This is a genomic window from Pseudarthrobacter sp. Hb11 (assembly GCF_059383655.1).
On record NZ_JBWZCM010000001.1, the window covers coordinates 51,603 to 71,522 of the forward strand.

Annotated in this window: 15 protein-coding genes and 1 riboswitch; of the genes, 14 read left to right on the forward strand and 1 reads right to left on the reverse strand. The window is 65.9% G+C overall.

Annotated elements, in window-relative coordinates; genetic code table 11:
- Positions 1–275: 275 nt before the first annotated feature.
- Genes ileS through ndk form a run of 4 tightly spaced genes read left to right on the forward strand, consistent with a single transcriptional unit; the run spans position 276 to position 5,914 of the window.
- Entirely contained in the window at positions 276–3,608 is a 3,333-nt protein-coding gene (gene ileS, locus AC50X7_RS00280; RefSeq protein ID WP_494977252.1) for an isoleucine--tRNA ligase, read from the forward strand.
- 3 nt (positions 3,609–3,611) lie between these two features.
- The gene (locus AC50X7_RS00285; RefSeq protein WP_494977253.1) at positions 3,612–4,970 is read left to right on the forward strand and encodes a bifunctional folylpolyglutamate synthase/dihydrofolate synthase; all 1,359 of its coding nucleotides are present in this window, start codon (positions 3,612–3,614) and stop codon (positions 4,968–4,970) included.
- A gap of 3 nt (positions 4,971–4,973) precedes the next feature.
- Positions 4,974–5,441 carry a DUF4233 domain-containing protein gene (locus tag AC50X7_RS00290; protein ID WP_494977254.1) on the forward strand — a complete coding sequence of 156 codons (468 nt, stop codon included), beginning with the start codon at positions 4,974–4,976 and terminating at the stop codon, positions 5,439–5,441.
- Between the two features lie 53 nt (positions 5,442–5,494).
- Positions 5,495–5,914 (forward strand): nucleoside-diphosphate kinase, encoded by a 420-nt coding sequence (ndk, locus tag AC50X7_RS00295; protein WP_104045198.1) that lies wholly within the window; start codon positions 5,495–5,497, stop codon positions 5,912–5,914.
- 93 nt (positions 5,915–6,007) lie between these two features.
- On the opposite strand, the gene AC50X7_RS00300 is transcribed toward ndk, so the two are convergent.
- The gene (locus AC50X7_RS00300) at positions 6,008–6,691 is read right to left on the reverse strand and encodes a vitamin K epoxide reductase family protein (RefSeq protein WP_494977255.1); all 684 of its coding nucleotides are present in this window, start codon (positions 6,689–6,691) and stop codon (positions 6,008–6,010) included.
- A 450-nt stretch (positions 6,692–7,141) separates the two neighbouring features.
- Here AC50X7_RS00300 and AC50X7_RS00305 point away from each other — a divergent pair, with 450 nt between their 5' ends.
- The 10 genes from AC50X7_RS00305 (at position 7,142) to AC50X7_RS00350 (ending at position 19,879) form a co-directional block, all read left to right on the forward strand.
- Entirely contained in the window at positions 7,142–10,636 is a 3,495-nt protein-coding gene (locus tag AC50X7_RS00305) for an Rne/Rng family ribonuclease (RefSeq protein WP_494977256.1), read from the forward strand.
- A 167-nt stretch (positions 10,637–10,803) separates the two neighbouring features.
- Positions 10,804–10,901, forward strand: a riboswitch (TPP riboswitch).
- A gap of 7 nt (positions 10,902–10,908) precedes the next feature.
- Positions 10,909–12,432, forward strand: coding sequence for a bifunctional hydroxymethylpyrimidine kinase/phosphomethylpyrimidine kinase (gene thiD, locus AC50X7_RS00310; RefSeq protein WP_494977257.1), 1,524 nt, complete (start codon positions 10,909–10,911; stop codon positions 12,430–12,432).
- 262 nt (positions 12,433–12,694) lie between these two features.
- Positions 12,695–13,003 carry a 50S ribosomal protein L21 gene (gene rplU / locus AC50X7_RS00315; RefSeq protein ID WP_091422877.1) on the forward strand — a complete coding sequence of 103 codons (309 nt, stop codon included), beginning with the start codon at positions 12,695–12,697 and terminating at the stop codon, positions 13,001–13,003.
- Positions 13,004–13,062: 59 nt separating this feature from the next.
- Positions 13,063–13,326: a 50S ribosomal protein L27 gene (gene rpmA, locus AC50X7_RS00320; RefSeq protein WP_009372867.1), complete on the forward strand. Its 264-nt coding sequence runs from the start codon at positions 13,063–13,065 to the stop codon at positions 13,324–13,326.
- Between the two features lie 116 nt (positions 13,327–13,442).
- A complete protein-coding gene (obgE, locus tag AC50X7_RS00325; protein ID WP_307094835.1) occupies positions 13,443–15,032 on the forward strand; it encodes a GTPase ObgE in 1,590 nt (529 codons plus the stop codon).
- Entirely contained in the window at positions 15,022–16,173 is a 1,152-nt protein-coding gene (proB, locus tag AC50X7_RS00330; RefSeq protein WP_494977258.1) for a glutamate 5-kinase, read from the forward strand. Before obgE ends, proB begins: the two co-directional genes overlap by 11 nt.
- Before the next feature lie 26 nt (positions 16,174–16,199).
- The gene (locus AC50X7_RS00335; protein WP_494977259.1) at positions 16,200–17,579 is read left to right on the forward strand and encodes a glutamate-5-semialdehyde dehydrogenase; all 1,380 of its coding nucleotides are present in this window, start codon (positions 16,200–16,202) and stop codon (positions 17,577–17,579) included.
- 78 nt (positions 17,580–17,657) lie between these two features.
- On the forward strand, positions 17,658–17,888 hold the full coding sequence (locus tag AC50X7_RS00340) for a hypothetical protein (protein ID WP_163164071.1): 231 nt from the start codon (positions 17,658–17,660) through the stop codon (positions 17,886–17,888).
- A 1-nt stretch (position 17,889) separates the two neighbouring features.
- On the forward strand, positions 17,890–18,558 hold the full coding sequence (gene nadD / locus AC50X7_RS00345; protein ID WP_373461673.1) for a nicotinate-nucleotide adenylyltransferase: 669 nt from the start codon (positions 17,890–17,892) through the stop codon (positions 18,556–18,558).
- Positions 18,559–18,565: 7 nt separating this feature from the next.
- Entirely contained in the window at positions 18,566–19,879 is a 1,314-nt protein-coding gene (locus AC50X7_RS00350; protein ID WP_494977260.1) for a hypothetical protein, read from the forward strand.
- Positions 19,880–19,920: the final 41 nt, after the last annotated feature.

A 19,920-nucleotide genomic window follows, 5' to 3' on the forward strand; every position in this document is an offset into this window, starting at 1 on the left:
GCTACGACCCGGCTATCACCGGTGAGCTTCCGGAAGAACGCGCAAGCCGCCTGCCAGGCGGGGAGCGTCAGTAGAACCGGACGGGTAAGCCCGTCACAGCAGTAATGAGAGGCCGGAGCACACCTGTTCCCCCGGGAACTGGCAGCGCCGGTAAGTGAGGTGGTACCGCGGTGAGCGTGTGGTCCGGCGGACAACACGGCAACCGTCCTCGCATCCTGAACGGAACTGACAGGCGCAAGCCGGCAGTTCGCCAAGCTCAACCCAGGATGTCGAGAATGACGTATTACCCCAAGGCCTCAGCCTCCACCAGTGGCACGCCCCTTCGCGGTGCAGGTGTCTCCGCTTCCGTGAAGTTCCCGGAAATCGAAGAGCGCATCCTCAAATACTGGGACCAGGACGGCACCTTCCAAGCCAGCATCGACCAGCGCAGCGCGGACGCCCCCGGCGGTGAACCCGGCAGCAACGAGTTCGTCTTCTATGACGGCCCGCCCTTCGCCAACGGCCTGCCGCACTACGGCCACCTGCTGACCGGCTACGCCAAGGACCTGGTGGGCCGCTACCAAACCCAGCGCGGCAAGCGCGTGGAGCGCCGCTTCGGCTGGGACACCCACGGCCTGCCGGCCGAGCTGGAAGCCATGAAGCAGCTGGGTATGACGGACAAGACCCAGATCGAAGCCATGGGCATCGACAAGTTCAACGACGCCTGCCGCGCCTCCGTGATGAAATACGCCGACGAGTGGCGGAACTACGTGACGCGCCAGGCCCGGTGGGTGGACTTCGACAACGACTACAAGACCCTCAACGTCGAGTACATGGAGTCGGTCCTCTGGGCGTTCAAGCAGCTCCACGAAAAGGGCCTGACGTACAACGGCTACCGCGTGCTGCCGTACTGCTGGAAAGACGAGACGCCGCTGTCCAACCATGAACTGCGCATGGACGACGACGTCTACAAGAACCGCCAAGACCAGACCGTTACGGTGACCTTCCCCATCACCGCCGGCGAGTCCGGCCTGTCCCGGCAGCTCGCCGGCGTCCAGGCCCTCGCCTGGACCACCACGCCCTGGACGCTGCCCACCAACGCCGCGCTCGCCGTCGGGCCCTCCATCACCTACGCCGTGCTGCCGGCGGGGCCCAATGGCATCAAGGCCGCCTCCGCCGACGCGCCCGTGAACGGCAGCTTCCTGCTCGCCGCGGACCTGCTGGCCAGCTACGCCAAGGACCTGGGGTACAACGACTACGACTCGGCACAGGCCGCCGTCGTGTCAACCCACACCGGCGCGGAGCTGGAAGGCCTCGCGTACCAGCCGCTGTGGCATGACTTCGCGGACAACGAAAAATACGGCATGGAAAATGCCTGGCGGTTCCTCGTGGCCGATTACGTCACCACCACCGACGGAACCGGCATCGTCCACCAGGCGCCCGCCTACGGCGAGGATGACCAGAAAGTCTGCGAAGAGGCCGGGATTCCGGTAATCCTCTCCGTTGACGAGGGCGCGAAGTTCCTCCCGCTCTTCAAGCACGGCGACCTGCACGACATCGTTGGCCTGCAGGTCTTCGAAGCCAACAAGCCCATCACCCAGGTACTCCGTGCCCAGGGCCGCCTGGTCCGCCAGGCCAGTTACGAGCACAGCTACCCGCACTGCTGGCGCTGCCGCAACCCGCTGATCTACCGGGCTGTGTCCTCCTGGTACGTGGAGGTCACCAAGTTCAAGGACCGAATGTCCGAACTGAACCAGGAGATCAACTGGATCCCCGGCAACGTCAAGGACGGCCAGTTCGGCAAGTGGCTGGCCAATGCCCGCGACTGGTCCATCAGCCGCAACCGCTACTGGGGCAGCCCCATCCCCGTGTGGCAGTCCAGCGACCCCGAATACCCGCGCACGGACGTCTACGGCTCCCTCGCCGAGATCGAGGCGGACTTCGGCCGCCTGCCGCTGAACAAGGACGGCCAGGTTGACCTGCACCGCCCGTTCATCGACGAACTGACCAGGCCCAACCCGGATGATCCGCGCACCCCGCAAGAGGGCCAGTCGGTGATGCGCCGCGTGGAGGACGTGTTGGACGTCTGGTTCGACTCCGGTTCCATGCCGTACGGCCAGGTACATTACCCGTTCCAGAACGAAGCCTGGTTCGATACCCACAACCCCGCCGACTTCATCGTGGAGTACATCGGCCAGACCCGCGGCTGGTTCTACATGCTGCACATCCTCTCCACGGCGCTGTTCGACCGGCCCGCCTTCCGCAACGTCATCAGCCACGGCATCGTGCTGGGCTCGGACGGGCAGAAGATGTCCAAGAGCCTGCGCAACTACCCGGACGTCTCCGAGGTGCTGGACCGCGACGGCTCGGACGCCATGCGCTGGTTCCTGATGTCCAGCCCCATCCTCCGGGGCGGCAACCTGGTGGTCACCGAGCAGGGAATCCGCGACGGCGTCCGCCAGGTCATCCTGCCGCTGTGGAACGTCTACAGCTTCTTCACGCTGTACACGAACGCCGCTTCCGGCGGCGCAGGGTATGACGCTCAGCTCCGCTATGACGGCTACGCCGACACGCTGGACCAGTACCTGTTGGCCAACACCGGCGAGCTGGTCCGGAACATGACGGTGCAGCTGGACACGTACGACATCTCCGGCGCATGCGACGAACTGCGCAGTTACCTGGACATGCTCACCAACTGGTACGTCCGCCGGAGCCGCCAGCGGTTCTTCGACGAGGACCAGGACGCTTTCGACGCCCTGTTCACCGCGCTGGAGACTGTCTCCCGCGTGGCGGCGTCCCTGCTGCCGCTGGTCTCCGAGGAGATCTGGCGGGGCCTTACCGGCGGCCGCTCGGTGCACCTGGTCGACTGGCCGGATGCCGACCTGTTCCCGGCCAACCCGGGCCTGGTTGAGGCCATGGACAAGGTCCAGCAGATCTGCTCCACCGGTTCCTCGCTCCGCAAGGCAGCCAATCTCCGCGTCCGGCTGCCGCTGCAGGAACTGACCGTAGTGGCACCGGGCGCTGACGCGCTGGGTGGATTTGCCGGCGTCGTGGCCGACGAGCTCAACCTTCGCTCGGTCAGGCTGCTGGACGCAGCGACTGCTTCTCCGGAGGAGTTCGGGATCCAGCAGAAGCTGGTGGTCAACGCCCGTGCTGCCGGCCCGCGCCTTGGCAAGAACGTGCAGCTGGCCATCAAGGGGTCCAAGTCCGGTGATTGGTCAGTCCAAACGATCGATGGCGTCGACGGCGTCGTTGTTTCGGGAGGGCTCCAGCTGGAGCCCCAGGAGTACACGCTTGAGACAGTGGTGGCTGAGTCCGAGGGTGGCAGCGCCTCTGTCGCCGTGCTTCCGGGGGGCGGCTTCGTGGTCCTCAACACCGAGGTCACACCAGAGCTGGAGGCCGAAGGCCTGGCCCGCGACATGGTCCGCGCCATCCAGCAGGCGCGCAAGGACGCCAGTCTGAATGTCAGCGATCGGATTCGGACCGCCGTCACTGCCCCGCAGAACGTCGTCGACGCCCTGCTTGCCAACGCCGACCTGGTCAAGGGCGAAACTCTCACCGTGAACCTCACGGCGGAACCCGCGGACATCGCAGAGCCGGCTGTCGCCGTCGAAAAAGTAGAGGCGTAATCCATGACTGACGAATTTTCCGTAGAGAGCGTCTATGCCGAGCTGCTGGGCCGGGCGCCGGAAAACAAGATGGAGCCGCGGCTTGCCCCGCTGTTCCGGGCGATGGACGTGCTGGGGGAGCCGAACAAGGCGTTCCCGATCATCCACGTCACCGGGACCAACGGCAAGACCTCCACGGCCCGGATGATCGAATCGGTCCTGCGGGCCCACGGCCTGAGCACCGGACGGTACACCAGTCCGCACCTGACCAAAGTCACCGAACGGATCAGCATCGACGGGCATCCCGTCCCGGATGAGACCTTCGTCCGGATCTGGGACGAAATCCGGCCGTACCTGGAAATTGTGGACTCCGAGCTGGAGGCCGACGGGCAACCGCGGTTGACGTACTTCGAATGCCTCACCATTCTTGGTTTTGCGATTTTCGCCGACCAGCCGGTTAACGTGGCAGTCATCGAGGTGGGCCTGGGCGGCATCACGGACGCCACGAACGTGGGGGATGGGCAGGTCTCCGTGGTCACGCCCATTTCGCTCGACCACACCGACCTGCTGGGTGACACCACCGAAGACATTGCCTACGAAAAGGCCGGCATTATCAAGCCCGGCGGCTACCTCATCAGTGCCGCGCAGCCCCTGGACGCGGCCCAGGTCCTGCTGGAGAAGGCCAAGGACGTGGGCGTGCCCTTCAAATTCGAGGGAGTGGAATTCGGCGTCGAGTCCCGGACCGTGGCAGTTGGCGGCCAGATGGTCACCATCCAGGGCATCGCGGGCCGCTACCCGGACCTGTTGGTGCCGCTTCACGGTGCCCACCAGGCGCAGAACGCAGCCGTGGCGGTAGCTGCCCTGGAGGCATTCTTTGGCGGCGAAAAGGAACTCGGATTTGACGTGCTGCAGGAAGGCTTCGCTGAAGTCACGTCCCCCGGACGGCTTGAGGTGGTCCGCACGGCACCCACCATCGTCGTGGACGCCGCCCATAACCCCGACGGCGTCAAAGTCTCTGCGGCTGCCCTTCAGGAAGCCTTCACCTTCACCAAACTTGTCCCGGTGGTGGGAATCCTCAAGGAAAAGGACGCCGAGGAGATCCTCCGCCAGCTCAAGGAATCCCTGGGGGAGGTAGCGGAGGAATTCTGCTTCACGCAGTCCAATTCCCCGCGTGCCGTTCCCGCCGCCGAACTTGCCGAGCTCGCCATCGACCTCGGCTTCGGCGAGGACAACGTCCACATCGAGGAAAAGCTCGACGACGCCCTGGAGTGGGCGGTGGAGCGCGCCGAAGCGAACGATGATCTTTCCGGCGGCGTGCTGGTGACGGGTTCGATCACGCTGGTGGCCGAAGCCCGGATCCTGCTCGGGAAGACGGAGGCGTAGGCAGTGGCCAAGCTGACCAAAGCCCAGCGCGAATGGCGGCCGGGGATGCCCAAGAAGCGTCGCTCCACCAAGGTGATGTTCGCTTCCACTGTGTTGCTCCTGGAAGCCTTCGTGATGTTCTTCGCCACCCTCGCGGTGTTCGGGTTGCGCCGCGGTGAGTTTCCGCCGGCACTGATCCTCGGCGTCGGCATCGGCATGAGCGTAGTAATGATTGTCGCCTGCGCCTTCCTCACCAAACCCTGGGGCATCGGGCTCGGGTGGATCCTGCAGCTTGTCCTCATCCTCACCGGGATCTTCGAGCCCGCCATGTTCCTGGTGGGCGCCCTGTTTGCACTGGCCTGGTGGTACGGGATCCGCACCGGAATCCGCCTCGACCGGGAAGCCGGCGAGCGTGCCCGCGAGCAGGCTGCCTGGGAAGCCGCCCATCCGGACCAGGCCGCCGGCCCCGGCCAGCAGCCCCCGTCCCCGTAAATAAGTCCCCGTAGACTTGACCCGAAACCCCATACCAACGCATTGGAGCAGTTGTGACTACTGAGCGCACCCTCGTCCTGATCAAGCCCGACGGCGTCGCCCGCAACCTCACCGGCGCCATCCTGGCCCGGATCGAAGCCAAGGGCTATACCCTGGCCGAGCTGAAGAAGGTGGACGCGTCCCGGGAGCTGCTGGAACAGCATTACGAGGAGCACGTGGGCAAGCCCTTCTACGAGCCCCTGGTCGAGTTCATGCTCTCCGGCCCCGTGGTGGCAGCAATCTTCGAAGGCCACCGCGTCATCGAAGGCTTCCGCTCCCTGGCCGGCACCACCGACCCCACCACGGCAGCGCCCGGCACCATCCGCGGCGACTTCGGCCGTGATTGGGGCCTGAAGGTGCAGCAGAACCTGGTGCACGGCTCCGACTCCACGGACTCCGCCGAGCGCGAGATCAAGATCTGGTTCCAGGATTAAGCAGTCCGGGATGCCAGATCCCAGATGACAGATAAGGCCGATGTTCCCGAGGAACATCGGCCTTATCTGTGATCTCGCGGGGCGTGTGGAAGCTTAGAACCCCGAGGTTCCGGCGAAAACCTGGATGAAGGCGAAGAAGATGGTGGCGATGACGGCTACGTAGAGCAGCGCAGTGATGATCCAGCCGGACTCGCCCGCGATGCGGGCTGCGTTCGCCGGCACCGGAATGACCCCCGCCGTGATGTTCCGGATGGTCACCCAGACGAACAGGGGAATCATGGCGGCCCAGACGATCATGCAGAACGGGCACAGGACGTGGATGTCGTAGAGCGCCTGCGACCACAGCCACACCACAAAGATGAAACCCAGCGTGACGCCTGCCTGCAGCCCTGCCCAGAACCAGCGCGCAAAGGTTGCCCCTGCCAGCAGCGCCATGCCTACCGTGATGATGACGCCGAACGCCACGATGCCGATAAACATATTGGGGAAGCCAAACAGCGAGCTCTGCCACGTCTGCATCACCTGGCCGCAGGAGATCCACGGGTTCACATCGCACACCGTGGTGTGGTTGGGGTCCTGAAGCACCGCGAGCTTCTCCAGGACCAGTGTTCCCGAAGCGAGCCAGCCGATGACCCCCGTGACCACCAGCAGCCAGCCGAAGGGCCGGTTCCGGGTCACCGCAGGGACAGTTTCTGCTGTCCTGCCGGCCGGGTCGCTGTCTTGGTTCAGGCTCCGTTCCTGGGCCGGGGTGCCGCTGAGGGGGGAGATGCTGGGCATTGGTGTGGCGTCCTTTTCATCCGGTGCTCCTTGCCTGATTGTAACGCCGGAGGCTGGAAGCACCGTCCAGAAGAGGGGAAGAACCCATGGAATTCGCGCTGCCTCCGACGTGATTTAGCTCGGGTATGAGAGAATGAACATGGCTGGAAGCCGATCCACATTCGGACTCCGGTCCGGTGGCTTGTTCCCAAGACCGCCAATGACGAGCAGGGCAGGCATCGGTCTCACCGAGGCAGTCTCCCGCGACTCCATTGAGCGGCACCTGGTTGTGGCATGTAGAACAACGGGTTTCAGAACATCCCGCCGGCCCCCACGGGCTGCCGCACCCCACTGCCGGTGCGAACCTGGGGGTATCCACTTGACTTCTGTCAACGCCTGCGGGTTTTGACAATATGTGCCCCAATGGGTGCCGGATGTGGCGGTACGTCAGGGGCAGGAGTGTTGCCACATATGGATAATGAACAAGTTTTTGCCGTTAACGACGAAGCAGCGGCCACGGAGGCCGACGCTGCCCCCAAGAAGGCCACGAGGACCCGCCGTAAGGCCGCTCCCAAGGCGGAGGTCTTGATCCCCGATGCAGGCCTTCCCGAAGCCGGTACTGCAGAAGGCACCCCCGCCGCCGCCGAGGCTTCCGCCGCCAGCGCTGCCGCAACCGGTGTTGCTGAATCCGGTGCAGTGGAATCCGGCGCCCCGGAGGCCAAGGCTCCCGTCCGGCGGACCCGCGCCCGGAAGAAGGCAGAAACCGCTGTGCCCCTCCCGGCTTTCGCGGAAGATGCAGAGTCCGAAGCAGTGTCTGGCCCGGATGCCGCTGCCGGCGCTGATGCCAGTGCAGGTGCCGACACTCTCGATCTCCCGGCCGCAGAGCCCGCAGTCGAGGCAGCCGAGACGAAGCCGGTCCGCCGCCGTCGGGTTGCCACCCGGAAGACCTCGGCACCGGCCGCCGCAGCGGAGCCTGCAACGGAACCGACAGATCTCCAGGCAGCTCCTGTTGCGGCCGAAGCGGTTGAGGCAGCTGCCGTGCCCGCAGCAGCCACCCAGCCGGCATCAGCCACCCAGCCGGCATCAGCCGAGGCTGCTGCTGAAGAAGCTCCCGCAGCAGAAGCTCCGTCAGAAGAAGCCCCGTCAGCACCGGCTGCAGAGGCGGCTCCGAAGGCGGAAGCCCCGCAGGCAGCAGCTTCCGGGGAGCAGGCACCGGCCGCGCCTTCCAGCCCCTTCGGCTCCTTGTTCATGGAACCCGCTTCCCCCACCTCCGTGCTGTTCCAGGCGCCGGACCTGAGCACCGTGGTGCGTCCGGTTCCCGCCGCCGTGGAAGAGGCACCGGAGGACGACGCCGATGAGGTCGATTCGGAGGACGCCAACGGCCGCCGCAAGCGCAGGGGCCGCGGCCGCCGCGGACGCAGCCGCATTGGTGAGCGTGAGGCCGGCGCCGGCCTCGAGGGCAGCGAAGATGCTGACGGCGATGCTTCCGACGACGCCGACGAAGAGTCGGCCGGGCAGGTCGAAGACGGCGTAACGTCCCGCCGTCGCCGTCGCCGCCGCCGTGGCGACCAGGACCTCGAACTGACGGGCGGGGGAGACGACGATCCGCCCAACACGGTCACCCGCGTCCGCGCGCCGCGTGCCGTGAGCGAACCGGCCGTCAGCAACCGCGTCACCAGCGTCAAGGGATCCACCCGTCTGGAGGCGAAGAAGCAGCGCCGGCGCGAGTCCCGTGACACCGGCCGCCGCCGCACCGTCATCACCGAAGCCGAGTTCCTGGCCCGCCGCGAGTCTGTCGACCGGCAGATGATCGTGCGCCAGCGCGACGACAGAATCCAGATCGCCGTCCTCGAAGACGGCGTCCTGGCCGAGCATTTCGTGTCGAAGACCCAGCAGGACTCGCTGATCGGCAACGTGTACCTGGGCAAGGTCCAGAACGTGCTGCCCTCCATGGAAGCCGCCTTCGTGGACATCGGACGCGGCCGCAACGCCGTCCTGTACGCCGGTGAAGTGAACTGGGAAGCCGTCAACCTTGAGGGCAAGCAGCGCCGCATCGAAAACGCGCTCAAGTCCGGTGATACCGTCCTGGTCCAGGTGACCAAGGACCCCGTGGGACACAAGGGCGCCCGCCTGACCAGCCAGATCTCCCTGCCCGGCCGCTACCTGGTGTTCGTGCCCGGCGGCTCCATGACCGGCATCTCCCGCAAGCTGCCCGACGTCGAACGCAACCGCCTCAAGCGCATCCTCAAGGACCGCCTGCCCGAGCAGGCCGGCGTCATCGTCCGCACCGCCGCCGAAGGCGCTTCCGAGGAAGAGCTGACGCACGACATCAACCGGCTGCGCGCCCAGTGGGAAGGCATCGAGAGCCAGTCGAAGTCCACCAAGATCCTCGCCCCGGAACTGCTTTACGGCGAACCGGACCTCACCATCAAGGTGGTCCGTGACGTCTTCAACGAGGACTTCTCCAAGCTGATCGTCTCGGGTGAGGAAGCCTGGGACACCATCGAGGCGTACGTTACCTATGTGGCGCCGGACCTGGTGGGCCGCCTCGAGAAGTGGACCAAGGACCAGGACATCTTTGCTGCCTGGCGTATCGACGAGCAGATCCACAAGGCCCTGGAGCGGAAGGTATTCCTGCCATCCGGCGGTTCGCTGGTGATCGACCGCACCGAAGCCATGACCGTGGTGGACGTCAACACCGGCAAGTTCACCGGCAGCGGCGGCAACCTCGAAGAGACGGTGACCAAAAACAACCTTGAAGCTGCGGAAGAAGTGGTCCGCCAGCTCCGCCTCCGCGATATCGGCGGCATCATCGTCATCGACTTCATCGACATGGTCCTCGAATCCAACCGTGACCTCGTTCTCCGCCGCATGGTGGAGTGCCTGGGACGCGACCGCACCAAACACCAGGTTGCCGAAGTGACGTCCCTCGGCCTGGTGCAGATGACGCGCAAGAGGATGGGCACCGGGCTGCTGGAAGTATTCGGCGAGCAGTGCGAAACGTGCGCCGGCCGCGGCATTGTCACCCACGACGACCCCGTGGAGCACCGGCGGGCCAACATCGTGGCGGCTGAGCACCACGTCCAGCGGTCAGACAGCCGTCCCGAAGCCCGCAGCGAAAGCCACCGCAACGACGCCCCGCGCATCGACAGCAGCCAGCCCGGTGTACGTCCGGACCGCAAACGGCGGCGGGGCCGCGGCGGCCAGCAGCCGGACATTGCCCCGGCTGTTGCCGTGCACGTCCACACGGTCCAGCCCGACCCCACGGACGCTGAGCGGCACGCCAAGGCGGAGGCTACCCGGTTGGCCCTAGCCAACATCGCCGCCGCAGCACATGCAGCCCACCTGCACGACGACGAAGTGGCGGCAGCCAGGCAGGCGGCTGCGGAGCAGCCCGCCCCTGCAGTGGAAGCTGCAAGGCGCGATGACGATACGCGTCCGGCTGCCGTGCTCACCTTCGGCGGTGAGAAGGTGGTGTTGCCCTTCGTTGAGCACGCTGAAGAGCAGCAGCCGAAACCGGCTCTGACCCTGGACCGGCTCGCTGAAGCCTTCGCCCACCTGGGCCAGCCGGCGGCAGCGGAAGCGCAGCCCGAGCAGGCAAAACCGGAGGAGAAGCCGGCGGAGCGCGGGGAACCGGTCCAGCCCGCACAGGTGCCGGTTGCTTCAGCCGCTGCTGCAGCACCCGCCAAGGACTACACGGACCACACGCTGGAGCAGTCCCGGCAGCGCCGGCCGCGGCGCAACCGCAGTGCGAGCCGTGCCCAGGGAGCTGCCAACGAAACCACGGTGCAGCACCATGAAAGCGTGGCGGCAGCCAGCACAGGCCATACCCACGAGGCAAAGGCCCCGGCGGCGGCCGGTACCGCTGACTCCAGTGGAGGAAGCGCAGGCACAGAAAAACCGGCAGCAAAGCCGGCGGAGGCGCCGATCATCCTGGGCGTAGGGGTGCCTGCCTCCGAGCTCTAGGAGCCACCAGTACGGAATGCCCGGTCAGCCACTGCAGTGGCCGGCCGGGCATCCTGCGTTAACTCCAGTAGATGAAGTGCAGTCTGGGCCTAAAGCAGGGAACGAAGAACAGGTGGCGGTCGCAATGTGTCACCTTCGGACTGCGCCTGGCAAAAAAGCTAGGCTGGGGAAACGACACGGGGTGCCGCGCAGAGAGCCGGCTGAGATCCACACCCGTTGAACCTGTCCGGTTAGCACCGGCGAAGGGATGTCTCTTGTCTGCGACTCTTGTAATGCCCACTGCCTCCCCGGCAACCTTCACTGCGGCACCAACAACACCAGGCCGGGAAATACCCCGGGTCCTCTCCATCGCCGGCTCCGATCCTTCCGGCGGCGCCGGCATCCAGGCCGACCTGAAGAGCATCGCAGCGCTCGGAGGCTACGGGATGGCTGCCATTACTGCCCTCACCGCCCAGAACACGCACCGTGTCCGGTCCGTTCACGTGCCCCCTGCCGCGTTCCTGGCTGAGCAGCTGGATGCCATCAGTGACGACATCGGCATAGATGCCGTGAAAATCGGCATGCTGGGCAACGCCGAGGTGATCGAGGCGGTGGGGGCGTGGGTCCGGAAGGTGCGTCCCGCCGTCGTGGTCCTGGACCCAGTGATGGTTGCCACCAGTGGCGACCGGCTCCTGCAGGAGTCCGCGGAAGCGGCACTGCGCGCGCTCCTGCCACTTGCCCACCTCATTACCCCCAACCTGGCGGAGCTCGCCATGCTCGTTGGCGGGGACCTGCAGGACAGCTGGGCCGGGGCAGTGGAACAGGGCCGCGCCCTTGCCGCTGCCACCGGCGCAACAGTGCTGGTCAAGGGCGGCCACCTGGAGGGCAACGAGTGCCCCGATGCGCTGGTCAGCACCACGGGCCTGCTCTCCAATGAAGTGGTAGTGGTGCTGGGGGAGCGGCTGGAAACCCGCAACAGCCACGGCACCGGCTGTTCGCTCTCGTCCGCAATGGCAACCGCACAAGCGCGGCTGGGGAACTGGGAAGCGTCCCTCCGGGAGGTCAAGCCCTGGCTCGCCGGCGCTCTTGAGGCATCCGAAGCGCTGGAGGTGGGAACGGGCAGCGGGCCCGTGCACCACTTCCATCACCTCCGGCCGCAGCCTTCCGAAGGGAGCTTCGCGGCACAACTCCGGGGCGAGGCGCAGCAATACCTGGATGACATCCATGCCTTGGACTTCATCCGCAACCTGGCTTCAGGCAGGCTGGAGGAGCATAAGTTTGCGTATTACCTTGCACAGGACGCCATCTACCTCAACGGCTATTCGCGCGTACTGGCCAGGGCGAGTGCGCTTGCACCCACCGAGGCAGAACAGCTCTTCTGGGCGGCCTCAGCAGGGCAGTGCCTCGAGGTCGAGTCGGAGCTCCACCGCTCGTGGTTGGCCACGCGGAAGGTCCAGCCCCGACTGGGCCCGGTGACCAAGTCCTACGTGGACCACCTGACCGCGGCATCGGCGTCGGGCAGCTACGCGGTTCTGGCGGCGGCCGTCCTGCCCTGCTTCTGGCTCTACGCGGAGGTGGGGGCAACGCTGCACGCCCAGTTCGTTGCCGCCGGCGAAGCTCCGGCGCACCCCTATGCCAACTGGCTGCGCACCTACGCCGACGAAGACTTCGCAGCTGCCACCCGAAGGGCCGTAGCAATAGTGGATGAAGCGGGGCGCAAGGCCTCCGCCGCGGACCGGGCGGCCATGGTCACGGCCTTCAAGCAGTCCTGCCGGCTGGAGGTGGACTTCTTCGACGCGCCGCGCCTCCACTCCTGACCACTCGCGGGCGGGTTGGCCGGTACTATGGTGGGGCATGGTGCGGACGCCGGAGTTGAACTGTGGTACCTATCGCAGACAACCGGCCGGGACCAGCCTCATTTGCGGCCGGAGACAAAATTAGCGTATTCTGGATCTTCGGTGCTTACGCCAACACTTGGGTTATGACCCCACGGCGTTGAGGCACAGCGAGAAACCAGGCTTTCATGGCCGGTTCCGCACGCAAATTTAGTAATAAACGTCGAGAGAAGTGAGTTCCCAAGTGGTGTACGCGATTGTCCGCGCAGGCGGCCGCCAAGAGAAGGTTTCCGTTGGAGACTTCGTTACCCTGAACCGCGTCGCCGGTGGAGCTGGCAGCACCATTCAGCTGCCCGCGCTGCTCCTGGTTGATGGTGACAAGATCACCACCGCCGCTGCTGACCTGGCCAAGGTAACTGTTACGGCTGAGATCCTGAACGACCTCCGTGGTCCGAAGATTGTGATCCAGAAGTTCAAGAACAAGACCGGTTACAAGAAGCGCCAGGGTCACCGCCAGGAACTGACCAAGGTCAAGATCACTGGTATCCAGTAACCTTCGTTACTGTTCAGGTTTTTCAGCAGATCCCCAGAATTTAGAGGCAGGCATTTCAAATGGCACATAAAAAGGGCGCGAGCTCCACTCGCAACGGTCGTGATTCCAACGCTCAGTACCTCGGCGTAAAGCGCTTCGGCGGCCAGGTTGTTTCCGCAGGCGAGATCATCGTCCGCCAGCGCGGCACCCACTTCCACCCGGGCGCCGGCGTTGGCCGTGGCGGCGACGACACCCTGTTCGCACTGACCCCGGGAGCCGTTGAATTCGGAACCCGCCGCGGTCGTCGCGTCGTCAACATCGTTGCTGCTGCAGCTGCAGAGTAACAAATAGTTCTGAAGCGGTGGAGCGGGCCAGATGGTCCGCTCCACTGTTCTTTTAACCGCATTACAATCGTCTTGGCGCCCCACGGCGTCCAGGAAACAGCACTGAGGAGATCCACGTGGCCAGCTTTGTAGACCGGGTAGTACTGCACGTATCCGGCGGTACCGGCGGCCACGGATGCGTTTCCGTCCACCGCGAGAAGTTCAAGCCGCTTGGCGGTCCCGATGGCGGCAACGGCGGCAACGGCGGCGACGTGATCCTTCGCGTGGACCACCAGACCACCACCCTCCTTGACTACCACCACGCTCCCCACCGCCACGCCACCAACGGCGGCCCGGGCATGGGCGACTGGCGCGGAGGCAAGAACGGCGAAACGCTCATCCTCCCCGTTCCGGACGGCACAGTGGTCAAATCCAAGGACGGCACCGTCCTCGCGGACCTCGTCGGCGAAGGCGCCGAGTACGTGGCCGCAGCAGGCGGCATCGGCGGCCTCGGCAACGCCGCGCTGTCGTCGCAGAAACGCAAGGCTCCCGGGTTCGCACTGCTCGGCATCGAGGGCGAATCCAGCGACATCGTGCTGGAACTCAAGTCGATCGCCGACATCGCCCTGGTGGGCTTTCCGTCCGCCGGCAAGTCCAGCCTCATCGCGGCCATGTCCGCGGCCAGGCCCAAGATCGCCGACTACCCCTTCACCACCCTTGTTCCCAACCTTGGCGTGGTCCAGGCCGGTGACGTCCGCTTCACCATCGCCGACGTTCCCGGCCTCATCGAAGGCGCCAGCGAGGGCAGGGGCCTGGGCCACCACTTCCTGCGCCACGTGGAGCGCTGCGCCGCGCTGGTGCACGTCCTGGACTGCGGCACCCTCGAATCGGACCGCGACCCCCTCGCCGACCTCGCCATCATCGAGGCGGAGCTGGAAAAGTACGCCGTGGACATGAGCTATGCGGGGCAGGACGGCGAAGTTGTTCCGCTCAACCACCGCCCCCGCCTGGTCGCGTTGAACAAGGTGGACCTGCCCGACGGCAAGGACATGGCCGAGTTCGTGCGCCCGGAACTTGAATCCCGCGGCTACCAGGTGTTCGAGGTGTCCGCTACCAGCCACGAGGGCCTGCGTCAGCTCGGCTTCGCCATGGCGGGCATCGTCAAGGCCGCCCGCGATGCTGTGGCCGCCGCGCCGCCCAAGGTCCAGCCGGCCGTGCTGCGGCCCCGGGCGGTCAACGAATCCGGCTTCAAGATCCGCCGCGAGGAGAAAGGCCTCGAGCCGCTGTTCCGCGTCCTTGGCGAGAAGCCGGAGCGCTGGGTCAAGCAGACGGACTTTACCAACGAGGAAGCCATCGGCTACCTGGCTGACCGCCTCGCCAAGCTGGGCGTTGAGACGGAGCTGTTCAAGCAGGGCGCCAAGCCTGGCGACACCGTGGTCATCGGCGGGGAAGACGGCGTCGTCTTCGACTGGGAGCCCACCATGATGGCCGGCGCGGAACTCCTTGCCTCGCCGCGTGGCACGGACATCCGCTTCGCCGATATCGGTGACCGTCCCACCCGCGGCCAGAAGCGCGAAGAGCAGCAGGAACGCAAGGACGCCAGGGCGGCCGCCCGTGCGGAGCTGGAAGCAGAACGCAAGGCCGGCATCTGGACCGAGTCCGTCAGCAGTCGCAGGGTCGCCAAGCCCCTCAAGGAGAGTGGGCTGGACGCAGGCGATGAATTCTAGGCCTGCAGCTGCGGAACCGCTTACCCGGTCCGTGGACAGGAGCGTCCTCGCCAACGCCGGCCGCGTTGTGGTCAAAGTGGGTTCGTCGTCGCTGACCAGCATCAAGGGCGGCATTTCGGAAGAGTCACTGACGGCTCTGGCAGACGCGCTGGCCGCCAAGCGGAATACGGGAACCGAGATCATCCTCGTGTCCTCCGGCGCTATCGCCGCCGGCCTCGCCCCACTGGGCCTCGCTAAACGTCCGCGCGACCTGGCCACCCAGCAGGCTGCCGCGAGCGTTGGGCAGGGCCTGCTGATGGCCCGCTACACCCAGGCCTTTGGCGCGCACGGGGTAACCGTGAGCCAGGTCCTGCTCACCGCTGATGACCTGATGCGGCGGAGCCAGCACACCAATGCATTCCGCGCCCTGGACCGGCTGCTCAACCTTGGCGTGGTGCCGGTGGTGAATGAAAACGACACCGTAGCCACCCACGAAATCCGGTTCGGCGACAACGACCGCCTCGCCGCCCTGGTGGCCCACCTGGTGCGGGCGGACGCGCTGGTGCTGCTGTCCGACGTCGACTCCCTGTACGACGGACCGCCGTCGCTCGGTGCAAAGAGGATCCCACTCGTTGAAGGCCCCCAAGACCTGGAAGGCGTGTCCATCGGCAAGACCGGCAAAGCCGGCGTCGGAACCGGCGGGATGCTGACCAAGGTGGAGGCAGCAACCATGGCCGCCGGCTCGGGCATCCACGCCCTGGTCACGTCAACGCCCAACGCTGCTGCGGCGCTGAACGGTGAGGACGTGGGCACCTGGTTCACCGTCAACGGAGCCCGCAAACCCGTCCGCCTGCTGTGGCTGGCACACGTGGCGTCCGTGCAGGGCCGCCTGGTCCTGGACGACGGCGCCGTGAAGGCTGTGCGGCACCACCGCACCTCCCTGCTGCCTGCCGGGATCTCCGCTGTGCACGGTGACTTCGAAGCGGGCGACGCCGTCGAGATCGCCAGTGCCGACGGCACCGTGGTGGCCCGCGGACTGGTGAACTACTCTTCGGGCGAGCTGCCCCAGATGCTGGGCAGGTCCACCCGGGACCTTGGCGAGGCGCTGGGGAGCGGCTATGACCGTGAAGTTGTTCATGTGGATGACCTCGTGCTGGTTTGAGCTCCGGGCTCGCCTAAACTTGGAACATGACTGAGGCCCTGATCCACACCACCGCCGAAAACTCCGGAAATACCGCTGCGCCTGCCGGCGCGCCGACCGTTGAGTCCCCTGCGCCAGCGGTTTCGGCTGAGGTTCCGCTTTCGTCCGGGGACGTCGAAGCAGCAGTCCACGCCATCGCTGACCGTTCCCGCCACGCCGCGCGCCGGATGGCAATGGCGAACCGTGCCTGGAAGGACCGCGCACTCCGGGCCGTAGGTGCCGCCCTGCAGGAGAGCACCGCTGCCATCCTGTCCGCAAACGCAAAGGACGTGACAGCAGGAAAGGCCAACGGCACCTCCGCCGCCATGCTGGACCGGCTCACACTGACCGAAGCCCGGATCGCAGGGCTCGTTGCGGCACTGGAGAACCTCGCCGGCCTGCCCGATCCGGTGGGCAATGTGGTCCGCGGACAAACCCTCCCCAACGGTTTGCGCCTACGGCAGGTCAACGTACCCATGGGCGTTGTGGCTGCCATTTACGAGGCACGCCCGAATGTCACCGTGGACATCGCCGGGCTGGCCCTCAAGAGCGGCAACGCCGTAATCCTGCGTGGAGGAAGTGCTGCGGAGGCCACCAACAAGGTCTTGGTGCGCCTGTTGCGCGAGGCACTCGAATCCGTCGGCCTGCCCGCCGACGCCGTCCAGACAGTTGACCAGTACGGCCGCGCCGGGGCCAACGTCCTGATGCGCGCCCGCGGCAGGGTGGACGTACTGATTCCCCGCGGCGGCCGTGAGCTGATCCAGGCTGTCGTGACCAACTCCGCCGTTCCTGTCATTGAGACGGGGGAGGGGAACGTGCATATCTTCATTGACGAGTCCGCCAATGAGGACATGGCCGTGGAGATCCTCCTGAATGCCAAGACGCAGCGGCCCAGCGTCTGCAATACCGTTGAGACCCTGTTGGTCCACTCCGGCTCAACGGTGCTGCCCGCCGTTGCCGCGGCCCTGCGCAAGGCCGGTGTCCGGCTGCACGCCGACGAGCGCATCCGGGCCTCGCTTCCCGCCTCGATTGAATCGGAACCGGCCACGGACGAGGACTGGGGCAGCGAGTACATGGACCTTGACCTTGCTGTTGCCATGGTGGACAGCCTGGACGAGGCTGTAAAGCACATCCGCACCTGGTCAACGGGGCACACCGAGGCGATCCTCACCAACGACCTCTCCAACGCCGAGCGGTTCATTGCCGAAGTGGATTCCGCCGCCGTCATCGTCAACGCCTCCACCAGGTTCACCGACGGCGGGGAACTTGGCCTGGGCGCCGAGGTGGGAATCTCCACCCAGAAGCTGCACGCGCGGGGTCCAATGGGCCTGACTGAACTCACTACCACCAAGTGGATCGTGCAGGGCGAGGGCCAGGTCCGCGGGTAGCAACGCGGTAACATAGACCAGAAGTCAGAAACGGCGGAGCTTTCCGCTGCCACAATCGTTTGAACCCAAGGGGAGAAAATGCTGTTCCAGCAGATTGCCACGACCATCGCCGAAGGCGAAGAACACGAACTCGCCCCGCTGTGGGCTGAGCCGTGGGTCTTCGGAGTGGTCATCTTCGCCATCCTGCTGGTGATGATGTTCATCACGCTGTCCTACTCGAACCTTGGCAAGCGCCACGCTGCCACGGAGGAGCACGCGGATCCGCACCGCCAGCACCCCAACAAGCACGATCACGGGCAGGGCCACTAACATTTCCCGCGTTCTTCACCACAACGGAGCCAACGGCAGGCTGCGCCTGGGCGTCATGGGCGGGACGTTTGACCCCATCCACCATGGCCACCTGGTGGCAGCCAGCGAAGTGGCGGCCGAGTTCGACCTGGACGAAGTGGTTTTTGTCCCCACCGGCCAGCCCTGGCAGAAGTCCCACAAACAGGTCAGCGAACCCGAGCACCGCTACCTCATGACTGTCATCGCCACAGCCTCCAACCCGCGGTTCACGGTCAGCAGGGTGGACGTTGACCGTCCCGGGCCCACCTACACCATCGATACCTTACGTGACCTTCGGGCCCAGCGCCCGGACGCAGATCTTTTCTTTATCACCGGCGCCGACGCACTGGCGCAGATCCTGTCGTGGAAGGACATCGACGAGTTGTGGTCACTGGCCCACTTCGTAGGAGTGACCAGGCCGGGGCACGTACTGGATGGTATGGGCCGGAAGGACGTCAGCCTCCTTGAGGTGCCCGCCATGGCCATCTCGTCGACGGACTGCCGTTCACGGGTGGCCGCGAACAACCCTGTGTGGTACCTCGTGCCGGACGGGGTGGTCCAGTACATCGCCAAGTACGGCCTGTACCTGGACGCCCCGGCGGCTGCCAATGCTCCAACCTCCGAAGCAAGCGAACCAGCCAGCACTGAATGAGTTCTCTATGAGTCAGGAACAGCCCCCCATCCGCAGCCGCCGGGAACTCCGGAAGGCCAGGGATGCGCAACAGCCATCCGTGCCCACGGCCACGGATCAGCTTTCGCCTGCCACGAAAAAGCCCGCCGCAAACCGCCCTGCACCGGGCACTGCAGCGCCGGCTCCTGAACAGACACACACCCAGCGTTCCTCGCAGATCCGCGCACGGGACCGGGCGGCGCTGCGCACCATCAAGGAATTGGAAGAAAAAGAGGGCCAGCTGGCAGCCGGAGGTCCCCCCACACGGCGCCAACTTCGCCTGCAGCAGCTCAAGGAACAGGCGCTGACCGCGGCCAACCCGGTCGTTGCTCCTGCCGGGCCCGCTGACCCGGGTGCCGGGGGTCCCGTCCTGCCGGCCCCCGGGAAGAGCGCGGCGGGGGAGCAGGATCCCCAGGAGGCAAAGGGAGCGCCTTCCCCGAGTACTGTGCCTGCCCGTAACAACGTGCCTACCCCCGGCGCGGCTCCTTCCCCGGCGTCGGCCGTGCCTGATGGAATGACCGTCGAACAGGCCTTGGCGGCAAGGTCCCTGATCGCGGAACAGGCCAAAAACCAGATCGCGAAGATGCAGCACATCGCTTCCCTCGATCCGGAAGCCGTGGATCCGGAGATTCTGGCGGAGCAGATTGCCCTGGCGGAACGCGCGGCGGTGATGAACCGGCGGGCCATGGCCAAACAGAAGCTGGCCGAGCAGACCGGCGTCCCTGCACCAACCACCGAGCCTTCGTCCGCCGCAGGACCTGCAGCCCAGCAGCAGGGACCGAAGCCACCACCCGTTCCGGCGCAGCGGCCGGCACCCTCCACCGCCAGCAACCTGGCAATGGTCACGCCTCTGGAATTCGTCCAGGTGCCGGGCGTGGACCGGCCGGTTATGAAGCCGCCGGCAACGAGCCACGTTCCGGTCACCACCCGTCCCGGTACAAAGGTCCCGTCGTCCGGCACCAGGAAGCGGCGCCCGGTCGGCGGCCAGCCGGCCACGTCCGACGCCGGATCCGGCCGTTCACAAATGATCGCCCGGGCTGAGGCTGCGGCCAAGGCTGCCGTACGCCCCAAGCCTGCTGTCCTGGCACCGGCTGTGGTGGCGGAGAACCACGCCGAGGAGGCATTCGAGGATCTGCCCCGCGTCCCGGCCCGGCAGGCCCACGGACTGGATCCGCTGGACGCTGCGACGGCAGGGCTGGCCCGTGCCACGCGGAACCGCATCCTCCAGTTCTGTGTCCTGGCTTTCGGGATCCTGGCCCTTGTCGCCGGCATTTTCCTGATCATCAGCGGAATGTCCCGCTAACCGGCACTGCCGGCACCACAAAGCGTTTTTAACCCAACAAG

Excerpts from the sequence above, each read along its gene's own strand:
- thiD (WP_494977257.1), top strand. The coding sequence starts at position 10,909 with ATGCCCACTGCCTCCCCGGCAACCTTCACTGCGGCACCAACAACACCA.
- AC50X7_RS00340 (WP_163164071.1), top strand. The coding sequence starts at position 17,658 with ATGCTGTTCCAGCAGATTGCCACGACCATCGCCGAAGGCGAAGAACAC.
- AC50X7_RS00335 (WP_494977259.1), top strand. The coding sequence starts at position 16,200 with ATGACTGAGGCCCTGATCCACACCACCGCCGAAAACTCCGGAAATACC.
- ileS (WP_494977252.1), top strand. The coding sequence starts at position 276 with ATGACGTATTACCCCAAGGCCTCAGCCTCCACCAGTGGCACGCCCCTT.
- AC50X7_RS00300 (WP_494977255.1), bottom strand. The coding sequence starts at position 6,691 with ATGCCCAGCATCTCCCCCCTCAGCGGCACCCCGGCCCAGGAACGGAGC.
- AC50X7_RS00285 (WP_494977253.1), top strand. The coding sequence starts at position 3,612 with ATGACTGACGAATTTTCCGTAGAGAGCGTCTATGCCGAGCTGCTGGGC.
- AC50X7_RS00305 (WP_494977256.1), top strand. The coding sequence starts at position 7,142 with ATGGATAATGAACAAGTTTTTGCCGTTAACGACGAAGCAGCGGCCACG.
- proB (WP_494977258.1), top strand. The coding sequence starts at position 15,022 with ATGAATTCTAGGCCTGCAGCTGCGGAACCGCTTACCCGGTCCGTGGAC.
- AC50X7_RS00350 (WP_494977260.1), top strand. The coding sequence starts at position 18,566 with ATGAGTCAGGAACAGCCCCCCATCCGCAGCCGCCGGGAACTCCGGAAG.
- rpmA (WP_009372867.1), top strand. The coding sequence starts at position 13,063 with ATGGCACATAAAAAGGGCGCGAGCTCCACTCGCAACGGTCGTGATTCC.